Genomic DNA, 16,884 nt, shown 5'->3' on the forward strand with positions numbered 1-16,884 from the left:
ATAGACAGATCCGGCCCTTTCGCGGGCACGCCCGCCCCCACAGGGGCACCAAAGGCCCCGAGACGTGCGCAATACCTGTGGGAGGGGGCATGCCCGCGAAGAGGCCCGCATGGCCAACACACGCATCAGCCCAGCATCACCTTCAACGCTCGGCAATCCGCCGCATGCCAATCCACCAGTTCCGGCCAGGGGTTGTCCGGCAGGTTCACCAGCACCGTGCGCGCCCCCGCCGCCCGCCCACAGTCCAGGTCAAAGCGGTAATCCCCCACCATCACCAGTTCGCTCGGCGTCACGCCCCAGGCGCTGGCAATCTTCAGCAGCCCATCCGGGCTCGGCTTCGGCGCAGCCTCGTCACGCCCAAGAATGTGTTCCACCGGGAAGCAGTCCGCCAGGCCGATGGCCTCCAGCGTTACATGCGCCAGCTCACGCGCATTGCGGGTCAGAATACCCAGCCGGCACCCGCGCCCGGCCAACTCGCGCACCAGTTCCACCGCTCCGGTGGCCGCCGTGGAGGCCGTTGCCAGGTCCCTTTCGTGCTCCAGCAACCAGGCATGCTTGGCCGCCGCTTCCGCCGCCGGCAAGGCCGCCAGGTGGGTGAGGATGTCGTGTTCGGCCGGGATGTCCAGCGCCACCCGAATGGCGGCGAAGTCGTGCACGGCCACGGTCAGGGTGCCGTCCATGTCGAACACCCAGTTGCGCACCTCGCCCAGGCTCATGCCCAGTCCTTGCGATGGCGAATCAGGCCTTCCTGGCTCGACGATGCCACCAGTTGCCCGGCCTGGTTGAAAATGCTGCCGCGGCAGAAGCCACGGGAATTACCGGCCCAGGGGCTATCGGTGGCGTACAGGAGCCACTGGTCGGCGCGCAGGTTGCCGTGAAACCACAGCGAATGGTCGAGGCTGGCGATCTGCATGTCGCGCTGCCACACCGATTTGCCATGGGGCAGCAACGCCGTGGTCAGCAGGCCGAAGTCCGAGGCGTACGCCAGCATGTACTTGTGCAAGGCAGGCACGTCCGGCAGGTTGCCGTCGGCGCGGAACCAGGCGTATTTCACCGGGTCGCCCGGTTTGGGGTTGAACGGGTCGCGCTCGGTGACCGGGCGGATCTCGATCGGCTTGGCACACAGCACCTTGTCGCGAATGCGCTCGGGCAACTGGTCGGCCATGGCACGGGCCAGTTCGACTTCGGTAGGCAGGTTTTCCGGGCCGACCACGTCAGGCATCTGCGCCTGGTGCTCGAAGCCTTCCTCGTCGTACTGGAACGACGCGCTGCAGGTGAAGATGGTCTGGCCTTTCTGGATCGCCGTCACCCGCCGTGTACTGAAGCTGCCGCCATCGCGCACGCGGTCTACCGAGTACACCACTGGAAGGCTGGCATCGCCCGGGCGCAGGAAGTAGCCGTGCAACGAATGCACATGGCGCGCGTCCTCGACTGTCTGGCTGGCAGCCGACAACGACTGGCCCAGCACTTGGCCACCGTAAAGCTGGCGGAAGCCCAGGTCCTGGCTACGTCCACGGAACAGGTTCTCCTCGATGGATTCGAGGCTCAACAGGTCGACCAGGTCGTCCAACACATGACTCATCGGCGGTTCTCCGTAGGAGCGAGCCTAGCTCGCGATGCGCCGCCCGAGCGGCGCTCGATTTCACAGGCGCTGAACGTGTTACGGGCAAGCGCCTTCCAAGTAGGCAAATGATACAGCGTTTGTCATTCGCGCCGGGCATGGCAGTGCATTCAGGCGCGCAGGGTGCGCTCCCAATGCGCGCGATCGATCCGGTACAGCACATGCGGGCGCAGCGGGTGGCCGATGGGCAGGCGGGGGTGCTCGAAGCTGCCGTGCAGGTCCTGCTGCATGCCGATGGCTTGCATCACCTTTTGCGACGGCAGGTTGCATTCGCTGGTGAACGACACGACCTCCTCCAGGCGCAACTGGGCAAAAGCACAACGTAGGCAGGTCCACGCCGCTTCGCTGGCAAAGCCCAGGCCCCAGTGGCGACGTGCCAGGCGCCAGCCGATCTCCACCGCCGGGGCAAAAGGCGCGTCGAAGTTGACATTGAGCAACCCGGTCATGCCGATGAACGCGCCACTGTCCTTGCGCTCCAGGGCCCACAAACCAAAACCGTATTCATTGAAATGCCCACGCACGCGGCCGATCAACGCAGCCGCCTCAACGCGCGTCAGCGGCGCCGGAAAGTAGCGCATCACCTGTGGGTCGGCGCACAGTGCGGCGAACTCGCGCAAGTCATCGTCATGCCATTGGCGCAGCACCAGCCGTGCGCTTTCCAGTTCGAGGATGGGGGTCATCGGGCCTGCTCCGGTTTACCGCCTTGCAGTTTACAGCGTAGGCGCGGGCGCGGGTTTCACCCAGCCGGCAGCCGCCAAATGCAATTTTCACACGCCCTTCACCGGCCCCCGACAGGCCGCTTGGCAGGATGCCGCCATCCACCACCCCGCCAGCCGCGGCACTGCCAACGGAGCAACGCATGCTATCGAGCAACACCCTGGGGCACCCCGCCATTCATGCCCGGCGCAAGCGACGCCTGACTCGCAACGCCGTCGGAGCCGCCCTGGGCCTGTGCATGGTCGTGGCGGCGTTGACCACCTGGCTGGCGACGAGGACGCATATCGTGGACCTTGGCAACGAGCAACAACTGAGTGACAGCGGCCTGCTGCAGGACTGGGCCGACGGTGCGGTGATCGTGATGATCCGCCACGCCGAACGCTGCGACAGCGCCCCCGGCCCCTGCCTGGACGACCCCACGGGGATCACCCTGAGCGGCAGCCAGGCCGCTGCCCGCGTGGGCCAAGGGCTGCACCAGCTGGGCCTGAACAAAGCCGACCTGCTCAGCAGCCCGAAACTGCGCACCCGGCAAACCGCACACTTCATACTGGGTCAGGCGGTGGCCAGCGAGGACTGGCTCGAAAGCTGCGACAGCCAGTTCGCCAACGAAGCGCTTGCACACAAACGCGCGGGCCACAACCTGGTGCTGGTGACTCACAACGGCTGCATCGACCACTTTGCCCGCCAGCAGCACGTTGCTGGCGGCGAACGTCAAAGCAACTATGCCAGCGCCCTGTTCGTATCGGTGGATGGCAATGGCAAGGCACGCATCCTGGGGCGCTTGAACGAACCGGACTGGCAACGGGTATTGGCCAGCGCCGCAAAGTAATTCAGGCCACCGCAATCCTGTGCAGGCGATTGAGCAGCAAAGCTGGCCCGGCCATGGCAAGATCAGTACCGGGCCCTGATTACGACCTCGACCATGCCGTCTGAACCGCTCCAACCGGACACCTGGACAAGACAGTAAAGTGACGTGGCGTCAGGCCCTTCTTGGGTCACACGTATCGGCAAGGCGGTCACCTTGACGTGCAGTGTTCCCGGATGGTCGACAGGCCCAGGGAAAGACACAAGGGTCGATCGAAGTGTGGGTCAGGCCACCCGGGACACTCCACGTCCAGATCATCCATCATCGGTCTATCGCTGTGTGAGTCAGACCCTATGGAAACACTGGCCAGTACATTCTTACTGTCTGAATAAATCATCACTTGCTGCTGTGGCTTGCGTCGCCAAACGGCCATCAACATCGCGTCGATAGCCAGGTCGCTGCACACCCTTGGCTTCATTGACCAACCAATTACTTGGTGTGAGAACAGATCCAGTACTACCGCTAGGTAGAGCCACCCTTCATAGGTGCGGATGTAAGTGATTTCTGTCACCCAGACCGTGTTCGGCTCACTGACCTTGCACTGCCGCGCGAGGCGGTAGCCGTACACACCTCCGCTTTCCAGCCAAGCATGTTTGATCAAGCCAAGCAGACGTTGATCTTCTTTTGCTCGGGCAGATTGAGGCTCGGTCAGCCAGTGTAGTAGCCGCTGGGGTGCACCTTGAGGGTTTGGCAAAGGCGCCGCACCGGGTAGCCATTTACGCGCCTAGCGCGGTAGATCTGCTAGCAAGAGTTTTTGGGTCGGTTGGAACACGTTCACTGGGGCCATTCAACGATTAAGAATTGTCTGATGTCCGATTGCCGGCTATCCGCACAAAGTTGGCTAATGCGATTAAAACGTTACCTTCTGCACATCAACCCCTTACTGTCCAACCCCGAAGCGGCCCGGCGGTTGCTGCGATTGTTCGCCATCGTTTTATCGATCGGTATCTTGAGTGGTGTCTACAACTTTTTGCTGTTCACCTTTAACAACGACATCTCCCAACGTCGTGGCTACATGAGCAGCGCGATTGCCGAAGCCCATGCATTCTTCACCAACCGCGAAGCCTTGCTGGAAAGCCTGAGCCTGTCGGCTGTACGCAAGGAGCAACAAGCCAAGCCATTGGTCTACCTGCCTTCGAGCGAAGAAATCCACCTGCAGCTGGGTAGCAGCCCCAACAACCTGTGGAGTATCTGGCTGACCAAACGCATGCGCAGCTATATGCAAGACAAGCAAGTCAGCCTGCTATACGTAGGCACCGGTGCACAAGCCCAGGTCAGGCGGCTCTTTAATGCAACAGCTGAGGTGCCCGAACTCTCTGCCGCCATGCTTGAACAACTGCATGTACTCAAGAATCGTGCAGCCGCGCCACTGAGCGAGTTGTGGTTGACTGACCACAATGAGCAACGCTCGCACCTGTACATCTTCATTCGCCTGGACGAACGCGCCCCCGAGTCCGGCTGGCTGGGCCTGGAAATGGATACGCGTGAGGTATCCAGAGCCTTGAGTGATCATAGCGCCGGTGCGTTCATGATGCTCAATGCCGATGGCATGCACGTGTTCAGCAACAATCCGCAGGAGAGCCTGAACCAGAGACTGCTCAGCCCCCAAGGCGAAAACTTCTTTGGCTTTATCGGCAACGGCCTGATGCCCGATCACCTGGTGATCCGCAAACACCTGAAGTCTTCGGACTGGCAACTAGTGTACTCGATCGACCTGCTGGCAGTGCTGGGGGGCTTGTGGAAACAATTGCTCGGATCACTGCTGTTCTGCCTGTTCAGCATCACCCTGATAGTGCTGTTGATGCGCCGTTTCGAACAGCGCTTGATCGCCCCGGCAGTCCATCGCATTGAAGCCTTGATAGAAAGCGAAGCGTTCAGCCGTGACGTCATCGAGACCGCCCCGGTCGCGTTGTGCGTTCTGCGTCGCAGTGACGGCAAGGTGGTGCTGGAAAATCATCTGGCCCAACAATGGTTAGGTGAAGGCCTTGAGCGTGATGTGCTGTGTGCCGGCTGGATCCGCGACGCCTTCGACTCGGTCGATGCCAACTGCAGCGATTACTTTGAAACGGCCGATGGCCGCCACTTGCACCTAAGCAGTGCGCCCACCCGCTACAAGGGCGAAGACGTGTTGTTCTGCGCCTTCAGCGACATCAGCACCCGCAAGCAGGTGGAAGCTGCGCTGGAGGAAGCGCGGCAATCGGCCGACGCGGCCAACGAAGCCAAGACCCTGTTCCTGGCCACCATGAGCCACGAAATCCGCACGCCCCTGTACGGCGTCCTGGGCACCCTCGAGCTTCTGTCCCGCACCCGTCTCGACGGCCAGCAGAAAGACTACCTGCATGCCATCGAAGGCTCTTCGGCAACACTCTTGCAACTGATCTGCGACGTCCTGGACGTATCGAAGATCGAGGCTGGCCAGTTGATTCTGGAAGTGAGCGAATTTTCACCACTGGAACTGGTGCACGAAGTCGTCCAGAACTATAGCGCCGCAGCAACCAGCAAAGGCCTGCAACTTTATGCCTGTCTCGACCCACACCTGCCTGAACGACTGATTGGTGATGTCTCGCGAATCCGCCAGATCCTCAACAACCTGCTAAGCAACGCGGTGAAGTTTACCGATTGCGGGCGTGTGGTACTCAGGGTCCGCTTGCTGAATTGCGAAGGCGAACGATCAGGCCTGTTGTGGCAAGTTTCGGATACTGGCAAAGGTATTGCCGAGAAGGATCAAGCCTACATTTTCGAGCCCTTCTACCAGATCGAAGGCAATACTCATGTAGTCGCAGGAACCGGGTTGGGACTGCCCATCTGCCAACGCCTGACGCAATTGATGAACGGTCATATGCGCATGGTCAGTGAACCCGGCCTGGGCAGCAGCTTCACCTTGACCTTACCGCTGGAAGTCGCCTTCGGCACGAGTGACACAACCGTGCCGCACAGCTTGTTGGCCGAAATCATCTACATCGTTTCACCGATTCGCGAACTGGCAGAGTCTATCGCTGGCTGGCTGCGCCGCTGGGGGGCCCGAGCGCAGATCGGCTGCCCTGCCGAGACCTGCGCAACCCGTACTCAGGTATTACTTGAGCTGCACCCAGGCCGCGTCGAGCAACACCTGCAGCCGGACTGGCCAGGTCCACGGATCCTGATCAGCAGCAATGGCTGCAGCGAACCCCGGCATGAAGACGGTATCTGGTGCGTGAATCTCAACCACCTGAATGCTATTTACCAGGCTGTCAGCCAGGCCCAGGGACTGAGGGCTACCACAGGCGATGAACACACAAAGCCGCAGGAGATGCGACAGCTTGACCTGCGCGTGCTGGTCGCCGAAGACAACATCATCAATCAGCTGATTCTCAAGGGTCAGCTCGAAGAACTCGGATGTACCGTCGTGCTGGCCAGCGATGGCGATGAAGCGCTGCAGCACTGGAGGCCTGGCCGGTTCGACGTCGTCCTGAGTGATGTGAACATGCCCCGTATGAATGGCTATGCCTTGGCCAGAGAACTGCGTCGACAAGGCTGCCTGGCGCCGATCATCGGTGCGACGGCCAATGCAATGCGCGGCGAAGAAGAATTATGTCTGGCCGCCGGCATGAACCGTTGTCTGGTCAAACCTTTTGCATTGCAAGCCCTGTTCAACTGCCTGGCGCCCTATCAAGGAATCACCCGTGAAGCCCTATAACATTCTGATTGTCGAAGATCACCCGTTTCAGCGTATGTACCTGCAGCACCTGTTAAGCGAACTGGGTGAATTCAATCTGGAGTGCGCACGGGACGGCAACGAGGCGCTGCAGCGCCTGCAACAACGTGACTTCGACTTTGTGCTGACCGACCTGTTGATGCCCGGCATGGATGGTGTGCAGTTCATCCAGCGTCTGGCCGGGCTGCGTTGTAAACCTGACCTGGCAATCATGAGCGCCGCCTCTCGACGTATGCTGATGGCGGCCAGCCTGGTCGCCAAAAATCTCGGCGTCGATGTGATCGGACTGATCTCCAAGCCCGTGTCGCCTGGCGCCCTGCGTAGCGTGACCGAGCAACTGCGGCGCAAGCATCAAGTCGCTGCGCAAGCCGCTGCTGCCCCGATCGCCGAGTTTGACCGCCAGACCCTGCTCCAGGCCCTTAACAGCCGTGCTTTTCAGGCCTGGTTCCAACCCAAGAAATCTTTGCACAGCGGTCGTATCGTCGCTGCCGAAGCCTTGGTGCGCTGGATGCATCCTGAACAGGGGGTGTTATTGCCCGGCTCGTTCCTGCCTGCACTGAAAGCGTTTGGCATGGAGGAGCGCTTGCTATGGCTGATGCTCAAACAGGCCATGGATGCCCAGGCCCGCTGGCGCGAACAGGGCTATGACATTCCGGTGTCGATCAACCTGCCCACCCACCTGCTCAATAGCCACGACCTGGCGGACCGTCTGCTGGAGTTTGTCCTCCATCATCAGGGTATACCCGGCAAGCTCTGCTTCGAACTGATGGAGAGCTCTACGCCAGAAGACCTCAGCAACTTCTACGCCGGGGCCTGTCGCTTGCGCATTAAAGGTTTCGGCCTGTCTCAGGATGATTTCGGCCAGGGTTACAGCTCCTACCTGAGCCTGGTGTCGGCGCCGTTCACCGAGCTGAAGATCGACCGCGCACTGGTCCAGGGATGTCATCAAAACGAGAACATGGCCTCAGCCCTGGCCAGCATTGTCGCCCTGGGGCGCAAGCTCGGCCTGACCGTGGTGGCCGAAGGGGTGGAAACCTCCCAGGAGCTTGCCCTGTTGCGCAAAATCGACTGCCATCAGGCCCAGGGCTTTCTGATTTCCCACGCTGTGTCACCAGATCAGTTTCAGCAACTCTTGAACCTTGATGGGGCGGCGACTCTTTATTGATCTGCCCCCAACCCTCGACCACTATTCAGAGATAACATTCATCGGATATCGGTATTTTAAGGCCCTGCGGACACTGTTCATGAAGCAAAACAACGCCTCACTGGAAAACCTCACCCGCAGTTCATTACGCCTGAACAAAGGGGTGATGATTCTGCTGGTATTGGCGTTGCTGCTGGTCGGCACCAGCTTCTGGTCGATCCAGCGCCTGGTCGAAGAACACCATGACACGGTGCGCTTTCATTTTGCCCGCCTGCTGGAAAACATTCAGGAGCAGGAAGCCTTTTTGAAAACGCTGGCTGCGCAGGGGACACAGCTGTCTGACGAAAGCCCACAGGTGCATTTGCTTTCACCCTTGCCGAACGAGGGACCAAACATTTACCAAGGACAGGCGTTCTCGTTCTCATTACCCTTCAGCGTCAAACTCGACAAGGACAAAGTTGTTGCTCATGAACACCCCAAGATCTTTGGCCTGGGGGCAAACCTGGCAGACCTCTACAGTACGTTCTGGTCAGCTTCGCACTTCCCTTCACCGCAAGTGTTTCTGTTCGGGCCACACGATAGCTACGACATTACCGTGCCTGCGACCGGACGTTCACGCGGCAAGATGATGAACATCAACGAAAGTTTCGTCGATGTGTTCAACACCGTCCGGGCTCGCACACCGCAAGACAGCCAATACTTGATGAACAACGGGATCGATTGGCGAAGCTATGTCGAAGTGCCCGACCGCACAACACCTGCGCGCTTGTTGGCGTATGTCAATCTCCAGTCCAAATCCGAACAGGCGCAGGTCAAGGGGAGCGACGCCCGCCGTATTGCGGCCTCGCTGCTCGACCTGTCACAGATCAACGACTTTGAACGCATCATGGACTGGATGGTGTATGACCGCTTCACCCTGATTGCTCCGGCCGGTGAAGTACTGATTGGCATTCAGCGCCCGGAATCACATCTGCACGAGGGCGTGAACCTCAAGCCAGAAGGTCTGGTGTTCAAGCTGGTCAACCACGACGGTCCCGGCTGGGCGGCCATCTACACCATCAGCTTCAAAAGTTTTTTCCGCTACGCATTCTGGTCACTGACCACCTTGCTGCTCTCGCTCCTGGCCATCATCGGCCTGGGCTGGCTGGCCAGCCGCTGGTACAAGAAACAGGTTATCCTCCCCGCGCGCCAGGCCCACGCAAGCATCGCCGAGAGCGAGGCTTTCAGCCGCGTGGTGATCGACACCGCGCCGACCGGACTGTGCGTGGTGCGCTGCGCGGACCAGCAGATACTGCTGGAAAACCAGCGGGCCCAGCAATGGCAAGGCACCGCCGCACTGGTCAAAGCCCTGAATCTTCAACAGGACAACGCTAATACCGCAGAGCACGATCTGGAAATCGACGGACGTCACCTGCAAGTCGGCTTCGTCGCTACCCGTTATCAGGGCCAGGACGTGCGGCTGTATGCCTTCAACGACGTCACACGGCATGTCGAAGATGCCCATGCCCTGGAACACGCCCGGCGCGCCGCCGATGCCGCCAACGAAGCCAAGACCCTGTTCCTGGCCACCATGAGCCATGAAATCCGCACACCGCTGTACGGCGTGTTGGGCACTTTGGAACTGCTTGGCCTGACCCCGTTGGAGCCACGCCAGCTGGCTTACCTCAATACCATCCAGCGTTCTTCGGCCACCCTGTTCCAACTCATCAGCGATGTGCTGGATGTCTCCAAGATTGAATCCGGCCAGATGGCCATCGAGCCGGTTGAATTCTGCCCGCTGGACATGCTCGAAGACACCTTGCATACCTACGCCGCCTTCGCCGAGCGCAAGGGATTGCAGCTCTACGCCTGCACCGACGCGCGGCTGCCTGGCAGGGTGCTCGGAGATCCGATGCGGATTCGCCAGATCCTCAACAATCTGCTGAGCAATGCCATCAAATTCACCGACACCGGCCGGGTGGTGTTACGTACCCGTGTGCTGGAGCTCACGGAGGGAAAGGTCAGCCTTGAATGGCAAGTCACCGATACCGGTATCGGCATCGGCGAACCACAGCAGGCGAAACTGTTCGAGCTGTTCTATCAGGTCAAGGATGCATCCAGCGAAGGCGGTGCGGGGTTGGGCCTGCCAATCTGCGGCTGGCTCAGCGAGTTAATGGGCGGGCAGATGAGAGTGGTCAGTGAGCCGGGGCTGGGCAGTAGCTTTTCCCTGAAAATGAATTTGTCGGTGTTGCCTGGCGAGCTGCCCGACTGCCCCGCCATCGAACGCGACCCGACACCTGTGTATGTGCGCGCGCCACTCCCGGAACTGGGGCAAAGTTACTGCGACTGGCTTGAGCGCCTGGGCGTGGATGCGACCCTGACAATTCCCCCACAAGCGCCAGACAACCCACAGGCGCTGCTGGTTGAAGTCCTTGCAACCACACCTGAACTGCCCTGGAACGGGCCACGGATCTGCTGTATCAGCGGTGGACGCAACCCCGCCCAATACAGTGATGGCCACTGGGACGTCGACATGCATGATCTGCGAGCAGTAGCTCAGGCCATCGTGCTGGCCCGTCAAGGGACTTGCCGACCAGCCGGTGAAGCACCCGAACAACGTAGCGTGAACCTGCAGTTGCATATCCTCGTAGCCGAAGACAACCCGATCAACCAGGCCATCCTCAAGGAGCAGCTCGAGGCCTTAGGGTGCAGCGCCGTGGTCGTAGCCAATGGCGAACAGGCCTTGCACCTGTGGCAACCCGAGGTCTTCGACCTGGTGCTCACCGACGTCAATATGCCGGTCATGAACGGTTATGAACTGGCCAAGGCCCTCCGCGCGCACGACAGCCGCTTGCCGATCATCGGCGTGACTGCCAACGCTATGCGCGAGGAAGGCTTACGCTGCATGGAAGTGGGGATGAACGCCTGGCTTGTCAAACCGCTGAGCCTGAAAACCTTGCGGGCACAGCTGATCAAACTGTGCAAACCCATGCTGCACAGTGCTCCTTCACGGCTCGACGCCGAAACCCTGAGCACTTCGCACACCGCAACGCCCACTGATAGCGTAAAACTGTCACCGACAATGCGGCCGCTGTTTATCAATACCATGCGACAGGACATCGAGCTCATCAGCAGCGCGCTCGCACAGCAAGATGCCAGAGCCATCGCCGAGCGCCTGCATAGCATGGCCGGCGCACTCGGTGCGGTCCAGGCCAGCCGCCTGGCCAGCCAGTGCGTCGACCTGGAGGATCAGTTGCACAACGCGAAGCTCGATGCCCCCATTACGCAGAAAGTACAGCAGGTACTAGAACGTCTTGCGACAATCCTGGACACCCTCGCGTAAACTCACCACACCACTACGTGCAACCGTATGGACCCCCTTCGCACCGGTATAACGGGCCGTATTTATGGAAAAACTCAAGGTCATCATCGCTGACGATCATCCCATCGTCCTTCTCGGTGTTCGCGAGCTGGTCGAGCGCGACCCACGCTTCTGTGTGGTTGGCGAGGCCGTGTGCTCCAGGGGCCTGATCGAACTGCTTGAACAACAAACGGTCGACATCGTTATCAGCGACTACAATATGCCCGCTGATTCACCCTATGGCGACGGGCTCAAACTGGTCGACTACCTGAAACGTCGTTACCCTCACGTCCAGGTTCTAATATTGACGATGATCTCCAACCACCTGATTCTTACCCGCCTACAGGAGCTGGGAGTCGTTGGTGTCATTCAGAAAAATCAACTCCATACGGAAATCGAACTGGCACTCAATGCCATCGCCCGTCAAAGCACGTATCAAAGCCTGGAACCTGCGAAAACTTCAGTAATTGATTCCAATACCGCTATCGATGAGCGTGTGGCCAGCCTATCGCCGAAAGAGTTTGAAATACTGCGATTATTCGTTGCCGGGAAAAGCGTAAGCGATATAGCGCGCAGCCAGAGCAGAAGTGCAAAGACCATCAGCGCACAAAAAATATCTGCCATGCGCAAACTCGAAGTCAGCAGTGATCAGGATTTGTTGACCTATTGCCTGGCGCGTAGCATTTTCAACTAAACCCTCCATTAGAAAATTGCATTGACTGGTGCCATCGACAACGATGCCTAGTCCTATGATGTCACCATTGCCGAGCGCATGATCGTCATGGACATAGGCATCACCGAAAGCCTGCCTAAGGACGCGTTAAAGGCAAGTTCTGTAACCTCGACATCCACTGCAACCTGGCGCACCAGAAGTTGGTGGGCATCCCTTGCTCTTTGCTTAGCGTGCAATGCTTTCGGCTGACGTTCACGGTACCGCCTTATCGAAAGCATCCGAATTAAGAATCGTCTGATGTCCGCAAATAGCTATAGCCGTTATTGTTCACGGGCGTTTCCACAAATGCCCTTATCCGACCAATAGCAATGGACATGACATGAAGAACATTTTTCTATAATTGCAACCACTTCCTCGTTCATCCGAGCGCTCCACAGCCAGCAGAAGTTCCAACTTCACCGGCCTACCCAATACGCCGCCTGATCAGAAAATAGTGCAACCCTGGCTGCGTGATCGCTGCAGTTGTGGGCATTAATTACAGGTGTACTTTCGAAAGCCCTAACGCCGACCACATGGCCTGCAAGACTTTCAATCTCAGCACCCATCACTTAAGCAGCCCGCGCTCGCAAACAACCTAATCTGAAGAATATAGCATTTCAAATTTGCATTAAGGAGTTAAAACTGTGTGTAAACCCATTAAAGCACTCCTGGCCATCACTGCCACAGGTTTTATTGCCAGCAACGCCATCGCAGCCGACGGCACCGTGAACTTCTCCGGTGAAATTATCGCGGCGTCCTGCAGCATCAGTGGCGGTGCGGGCACAAGCGTCAGTGGCGCGGCCGGAGATCAGGTTATTGACGTCAAGCTCGGCAAAATCAGCTCCAATTCGCTCAAGGGGGTAGCCGGTGGCGGAATCACGGCAGGCCAGGCTATCAACCTCAACCTCGATTGTGGCACGACCGCTGCCGACTTGACCGCAGTGACCATGCAATTTGATCCAAGTAGTGGTTCGGGCATCGACGGCAAGAATCCTAGCTTGCTGAGAACCGCCGGCACCGCTGCCGGTGTTGGCATCGGCATCTACAACACCGCCAACAAGCTACTGAACCTGTCGTCGAACGAAAGCATCAGAGGCGCTCTGTCAGGCGATGCGACAGCTGGCTACAAAGCCAGACTAAGTCTGCGTGCGGCCTATGTGGCCAATGGCTGGACAGTCAAGCCAGGTACTGCCACCGGTACTCTGCCGTTCACCCTGAGCTACGAATAATCCCGTCGAGTAACAAAGGGGTGTAGTTACACCCCTTAGCTATCTACAGAGTTGTCGATGAAAACGATGATGTTTGCAAAAGTGGCACTGCTCGGGGCGCTGACCTGCTTCAACTCGCTGGCCAATGCGGGAATCATGCTGGGCGGAACGCGGGTGCTGTACACCGAGCCTAGCAAGGAAACCTCCATCTTGGTGATGAACCAGGGCGCGCAAGACATCATGATCCAGTCCTGGATCGAACCTGAGGTCAAAGATGGTGCGCAAAATGTGCCATTCGTGATAACACCAGCGCTCAGTCGTCTGGGAGGTAACAAACAGCAGTTGTTGCGAATTTTTTACTCCGGCGAGCATTTGCCAGGCGATAAAGAATCGCTGTTCAGGCTGAATGTTCAGGAAATCCCGCAAAAATCCAAAGACGACAACAGCCTGCAGATTGCGGTGCGCCAGCGACTGAAGCTGTTCTATCGGCCAGCCAGCCTGGTGGGCAAGCCCGATGAAGCCCCACAACAACTGCACTGGCGCCTAGTCGAACAGTCAGGCAAAGCGGCCGTTGAAATACGCAACCCTTCGGCGTTCCACGTCTCTTTCGCGAGCGTCACGCTGAACAACGGCTCTGCTAGCTACCCCGTCTCCGTCGGCATGATTGCCCCGGGCAAGACGCAAGTCTTCAACGTGCAAGGACTCCCCGCCGGTAAAACGGTCAAGCCCACGACCGTAGAATTCAGCAGCATTAATGATTACGGCGGTCATGACACTCACTCAATCAAACTGAGCCACTAGCACGCGTCGAACGCCACCTCTGGCTGAAACTAAGCACGGGCAAAGTCTAGACAGTTTATTAATGAAAATCTTGATTTCTGGAACTTTCAGAAGTCAGGCTGACGGGTGGGCACATGCCAACTTTAACGAAATTTAGGAAAGCCAGGAAATTTAACGCCGCCTTCCTTCCCGGAGTTTCGTGCGTCATAACCTTGGGGGTTACAGCACAAGCAGCGGCAACAGAGGTACAATTCAACGAACTGTTTTTGAACAAAGCAGGCACTTCGATTGACCTTAAATATTTTGAACAGGGCAATACGGTGCAACCCGGCACCTACAATGTTGATATCTATTTTAACCAGTCACTGTCGAAGCGTCAGGATATCAGCTTCATCCTCGACAGCAGCTCTGGTAAGGTAAAGCCGATCATCCGACTGGCACTGCTCGAAGAGTTAGGGGTCGATATCCAGCGCCTGAAGAAAGATGGCGTTATTCCGACTAACGCCAACCCTTCACAGATCGTCGATCTGATGGCGTTGATCAAGGGCGCGACACTAGAGTTCGAGGTGACTCGCCTGGCCTTGGAAATCAGCGTGCCGCAGATTTACGTAAAACGTCAGGTGCACGGCTATGTTGACCCTTCCCTGTGGGATCAGGGCCTTACCGCCTTCTATACCGATTACCAGGCCAATTTCAGTCGTAACGACTCGAACGGCAATCGTAGCGACTATCGCTACCTTGGTCTGCGCAGCGGTTTCAACATCTCGGGCTGGCGCCTGCGCAACGAGTCTGCATGGACCGGCGGCACCGGCAGCAAAAGTACCTTTCGCAGCAACCGCAACTATGCCGAGCACGACCTGTCGAGTCTCAAGAGCAAGTTTGCCATTGGCGAACTCTACAGTCAGGGCGAGATATTCGATAGCGTGCGTTTTCGCGGCGCTCAGATCAATTCCGATATCGGCATGTTACCGGATAACGAGATCGGCTATGCGCCTGTAGTGCGTGGTATCGCGGAGACCAACGCGACCGTTGAGGTGCGGCAAAACGGCTATGTGATCTACTCCACGAGCGTGCCACCAGGAGCGTTTGAAATTGCCGACATCTACCCCAGTGGTTCCAGTGGTGATCTGACGATCAAGATCATCGAGGCTGATGGGCTGGTGAGAGAGTATTCGCAGGCCTACTCTTACCTGCCGGTAATGACCCGTCAAGGTAACTTCCGTTACAGCCTGGCTGCTGGTGAGTACGCCTATGACGGCCAGCCATCGCCCAGATTCATCCAAGGCACAGTGGTATATGGATTATCGAACAACCTAACGACTTATGGCGGTGGATTAGCGGCACAGGATTACAAAGCCGCAAACGTTGGCTTCGGGGTCAACTCGGGGATAGGCGGCTTTTCTTTTGATGTAACCAACAGTCAGTCAAAAGGCTTACAGGGCAACACTGATGAAGGTCAGAGCGCGCGGTTTCTCTACTCCAAGACTTTCAACGCGACCGATACGAGCTTCACGATGGCCGGTTACCGCTACTCAACCGCTGGCTATCGGACCTTCAGCCAGCACATCGATGACCTGACGTACTTCAACGAACAATCGTCCGGACGGCAAAAAAGCCGGTTAGACATGAACATCAACCAATCGCTGGGACAACGTGGCTCGATGTACGCCAGCCTGGGCGAGAGCAGCTATTGGAACCGTCAGGGCCGAACGCGCAACTGGCAGTTCGGCTACAGCGGCACCCTGGCCTATGCCAGCTACAGCCTCTCCATCGCCCATACCGAAGGCTCTGGCGGACCGAACTCGGATACTCAGTTCACCGCGTCGCTGAGTATTCCATTGGGACGTAGCGACAGATCGCATCGTTTGTATGCCAATGCCCTGGCCTCACAGCACGGCGACTCCAGTGTGCAAAGTGGTGTTTCGGGATTTCTCAATGAGGGCAGTACGCTCAGCTATTCCGTCCAGACCGGGCACAGCAAGCAGAGCGGTAACTCCAGTGGCATCGGCCTGGGATGGGACACCCCTACTTCGCGGATCAATGGCAACTACAATCAGAGTCGCGACAACAAACACATGGACCTGAGTGCCGGTGGATCTGTGGTGGTGCACCAAGACGGCATCACCTTCGGCCAACCGCTGGGGGAAACCTTTGCGTTGATCGAGGTTCCTGACGTCTCTGGGGCCGGCGTGGACAGTTCAGCTTCCATTCGCACCGACCGTAAGGGATACGCCGTAGTGCCCTACGTTCAGCCCTATCGCTACAACTGGATCAACCTGGATACCACCACGCTGGGCAACAACACTGAAGTGAGCGAGAGCAGTGCCATGCTTGTGCCGACCCGTGGCGCCATCGTCAAAGCGCGCTACGCCTCCGTGCAAGGTCGGCGCGTACAATTTGACCTGAAGCAGGACAGTGGCCAGCCAATTCCCTTCGGTGCCCAAGCTCGTGACTCACAGGGCAAAGTGCTAGGCATCGTCGACAATCTGTCGAGACTTTTGGTGTTCGGCATTCATGATCAAGGCGTACTGGAGCTCAACTGGAGCTCAGGCAGTTGCAAGGCCGAATATCATCTAACTCCTGTGAAAAGAGATAGGGCCTATGAGCGCTTTGAGCTGCGCTGCCGCACGTCGTCAGCACAGTAATTAACTTTCACTGCTAGGAGATTAGAATGCGGCTATTGGTTGGGTTGATCGGAATTTTTGTGCTAGTTGAAAGTAGCTCATTATGGGCCGCTTGCAAATGGGATCAGGTGATGTCGGGATTTCGACCTGATCCGTACAATAGTGTTGTTGTTCCCCCG

At 58.0% G+C, this 16,884-nt stretch carries 11 protein-coding genes and 1 pseudogene; 8 read left to right on the forward strand and 4 right to left on the reverse strand.

What is annotated here, in order from left to right; all coding sequences use genetic code 11:
- Positions 1 to 125: 125 nt before the first annotated feature.
- The 3 genes from LMH93_RS23785 to LMH93_RS23795 form a co-directional block, all read right to left on the reverse strand.
- Positions 126 to 716, reverse strand: a complete 591-nt coding sequence (locus tag LMH93_RS23785; RefSeq protein ID WP_060537889.1) for an HAD family hydrolase — start codon at positions 714 to 716, stop codon at positions 126 to 128.
- Positions 713 to 1,582, reverse strand: a complete 870-nt coding sequence (gene tesB / locus LMH93_RS23790) for an acyl-CoA thioesterase II (RefSeq protein WP_014859384.1) — start codon at positions 1,580 to 1,582, stop codon at positions 713 to 715. Before tesB ends, LMH93_RS23785 begins: the two co-directional genes overlap by 4 nt.
- 149 nt (positions 1,583 to 1,731) lie before the next feature.
- Positions 1,732 to 2,301, reverse strand: coding sequence for a GNAT family N-acetyltransferase (locus LMH93_RS23795; protein WP_003249850.1), 570 nt, complete (start codon positions 2,299 to 2,301; stop codon positions 1,732 to 1,734).
- Positions 2,302 to 2,480: 179 nt separating this feature from the next.
- Here LMH93_RS23795 and LMH93_RS23800 point away from each other — a divergent pair, with 179 nt between their 5' ends.
- Positions 2,481 to 3,167: a histidine phosphatase family protein gene (locus LMH93_RS23800; protein WP_003249848.1), complete on the forward strand. Its 687-nt coding sequence runs from the start codon at positions 2,481 to 2,483 to the stop codon at positions 3,165 to 3,167.
- A 337-nt stretch (positions 3,168 to 3,504) separates the two neighbouring features.
- On the opposite strand, the pseudogene LMH93_RS23805 reads toward LMH93_RS23800, so the two are convergent.
- Positions 3,505 to 3,914, reverse strand: a pseudogene (locus LMH93_RS23805) (DDE-type integrase/transposase/recombinase); the annotation flags it as partial.
- A gap of 133 nt (positions 3,915 to 4,047) precedes the next feature.
- Between LMH93_RS23805 and LMH93_RS23810 the strand changes: the two are divergent.
- From LMH93_RS23810 to LMH93_RS23840, 7 genes are all read left to right on the forward strand, one after another.
- Positions 4,048 to 6,879, forward strand: a complete 2,832-nt coding sequence (locus LMH93_RS23810; protein WP_033725392.1) for an ATP-binding protein — start codon at positions 4,048 to 4,050, stop codon at positions 6,877 to 6,879.
- Positions 6,866 to 8,062 carry an EAL domain-containing response regulator gene (locus LMH93_RS23815; protein WP_003249842.1) on the forward strand — a complete coding sequence of 399 codons (1,197 nt, stop codon included), beginning with the start codon at positions 6,866 to 6,868 and terminating at the stop codon, positions 8,060 to 8,062. Before LMH93_RS23810 ends, LMH93_RS23815 begins: the two co-directional genes overlap by 14 nt.
- Positions 8,063 to 8,141: 79 nt before the next feature.
- Positions 8,142 to 11,363, forward strand: coding sequence for a hybrid sensor histidine kinase/response regulator (locus tag LMH93_RS23820; RefSeq protein WP_185279952.1), 3,222 nt, complete (start codon positions 8,142 to 8,144; stop codon positions 11,361 to 11,363).
- Between the two features lie 64 nt (positions 11,364 to 11,427).
- On the forward strand, positions 11,428 to 12,075 hold the full coding sequence (locus LMH93_RS23825) for a response regulator (RefSeq protein ID WP_003249839.1): 648 nt from the start codon (positions 11,428 to 11,430) through the stop codon (positions 12,073 to 12,075).
- 662 nt (positions 12,076 to 12,737) lie between these two features.
- A complete protein-coding gene (locus LMH93_RS23830; protein WP_185279951.1) occupies positions 12,738 to 13,322 on the forward strand; it encodes a fimbrial protein in 585 nt (194 codons plus the stop codon).
- 57 nt (positions 13,323 to 13,379) lie between these two features.
- Positions 13,380 to 14,102, forward strand: a complete 723-nt coding sequence (locus tag LMH93_RS23835; RefSeq protein ID WP_185279950.1) for a fimbrial biogenesis chaperone — start codon at positions 13,380 to 13,382, stop codon at positions 14,100 to 14,102.
- 113 nt (positions 14,103 to 14,215) lie between these two features.
- Entirely contained in the window at positions 14,216 to 16,726 is a 2,511-nt protein-coding gene (locus LMH93_RS23840; protein WP_268256892.1) for a fimbria/pilus outer membrane usher protein, read from the forward strand.
- The last annotated feature ends 158 nt before the right edge of the window (positions 16,727 to 16,884 follow it).

It is taken from the genome of Pseudomonas sp. CIP-10 (assembly GCF_020911845.1).
Taxonomy (GTDB): domain Bacteria; phylum Pseudomonadota; class Gammaproteobacteria; order Pseudomonadales; family Pseudomonadaceae; genus Aquipseudomonas; species Aquipseudomonas alloputida.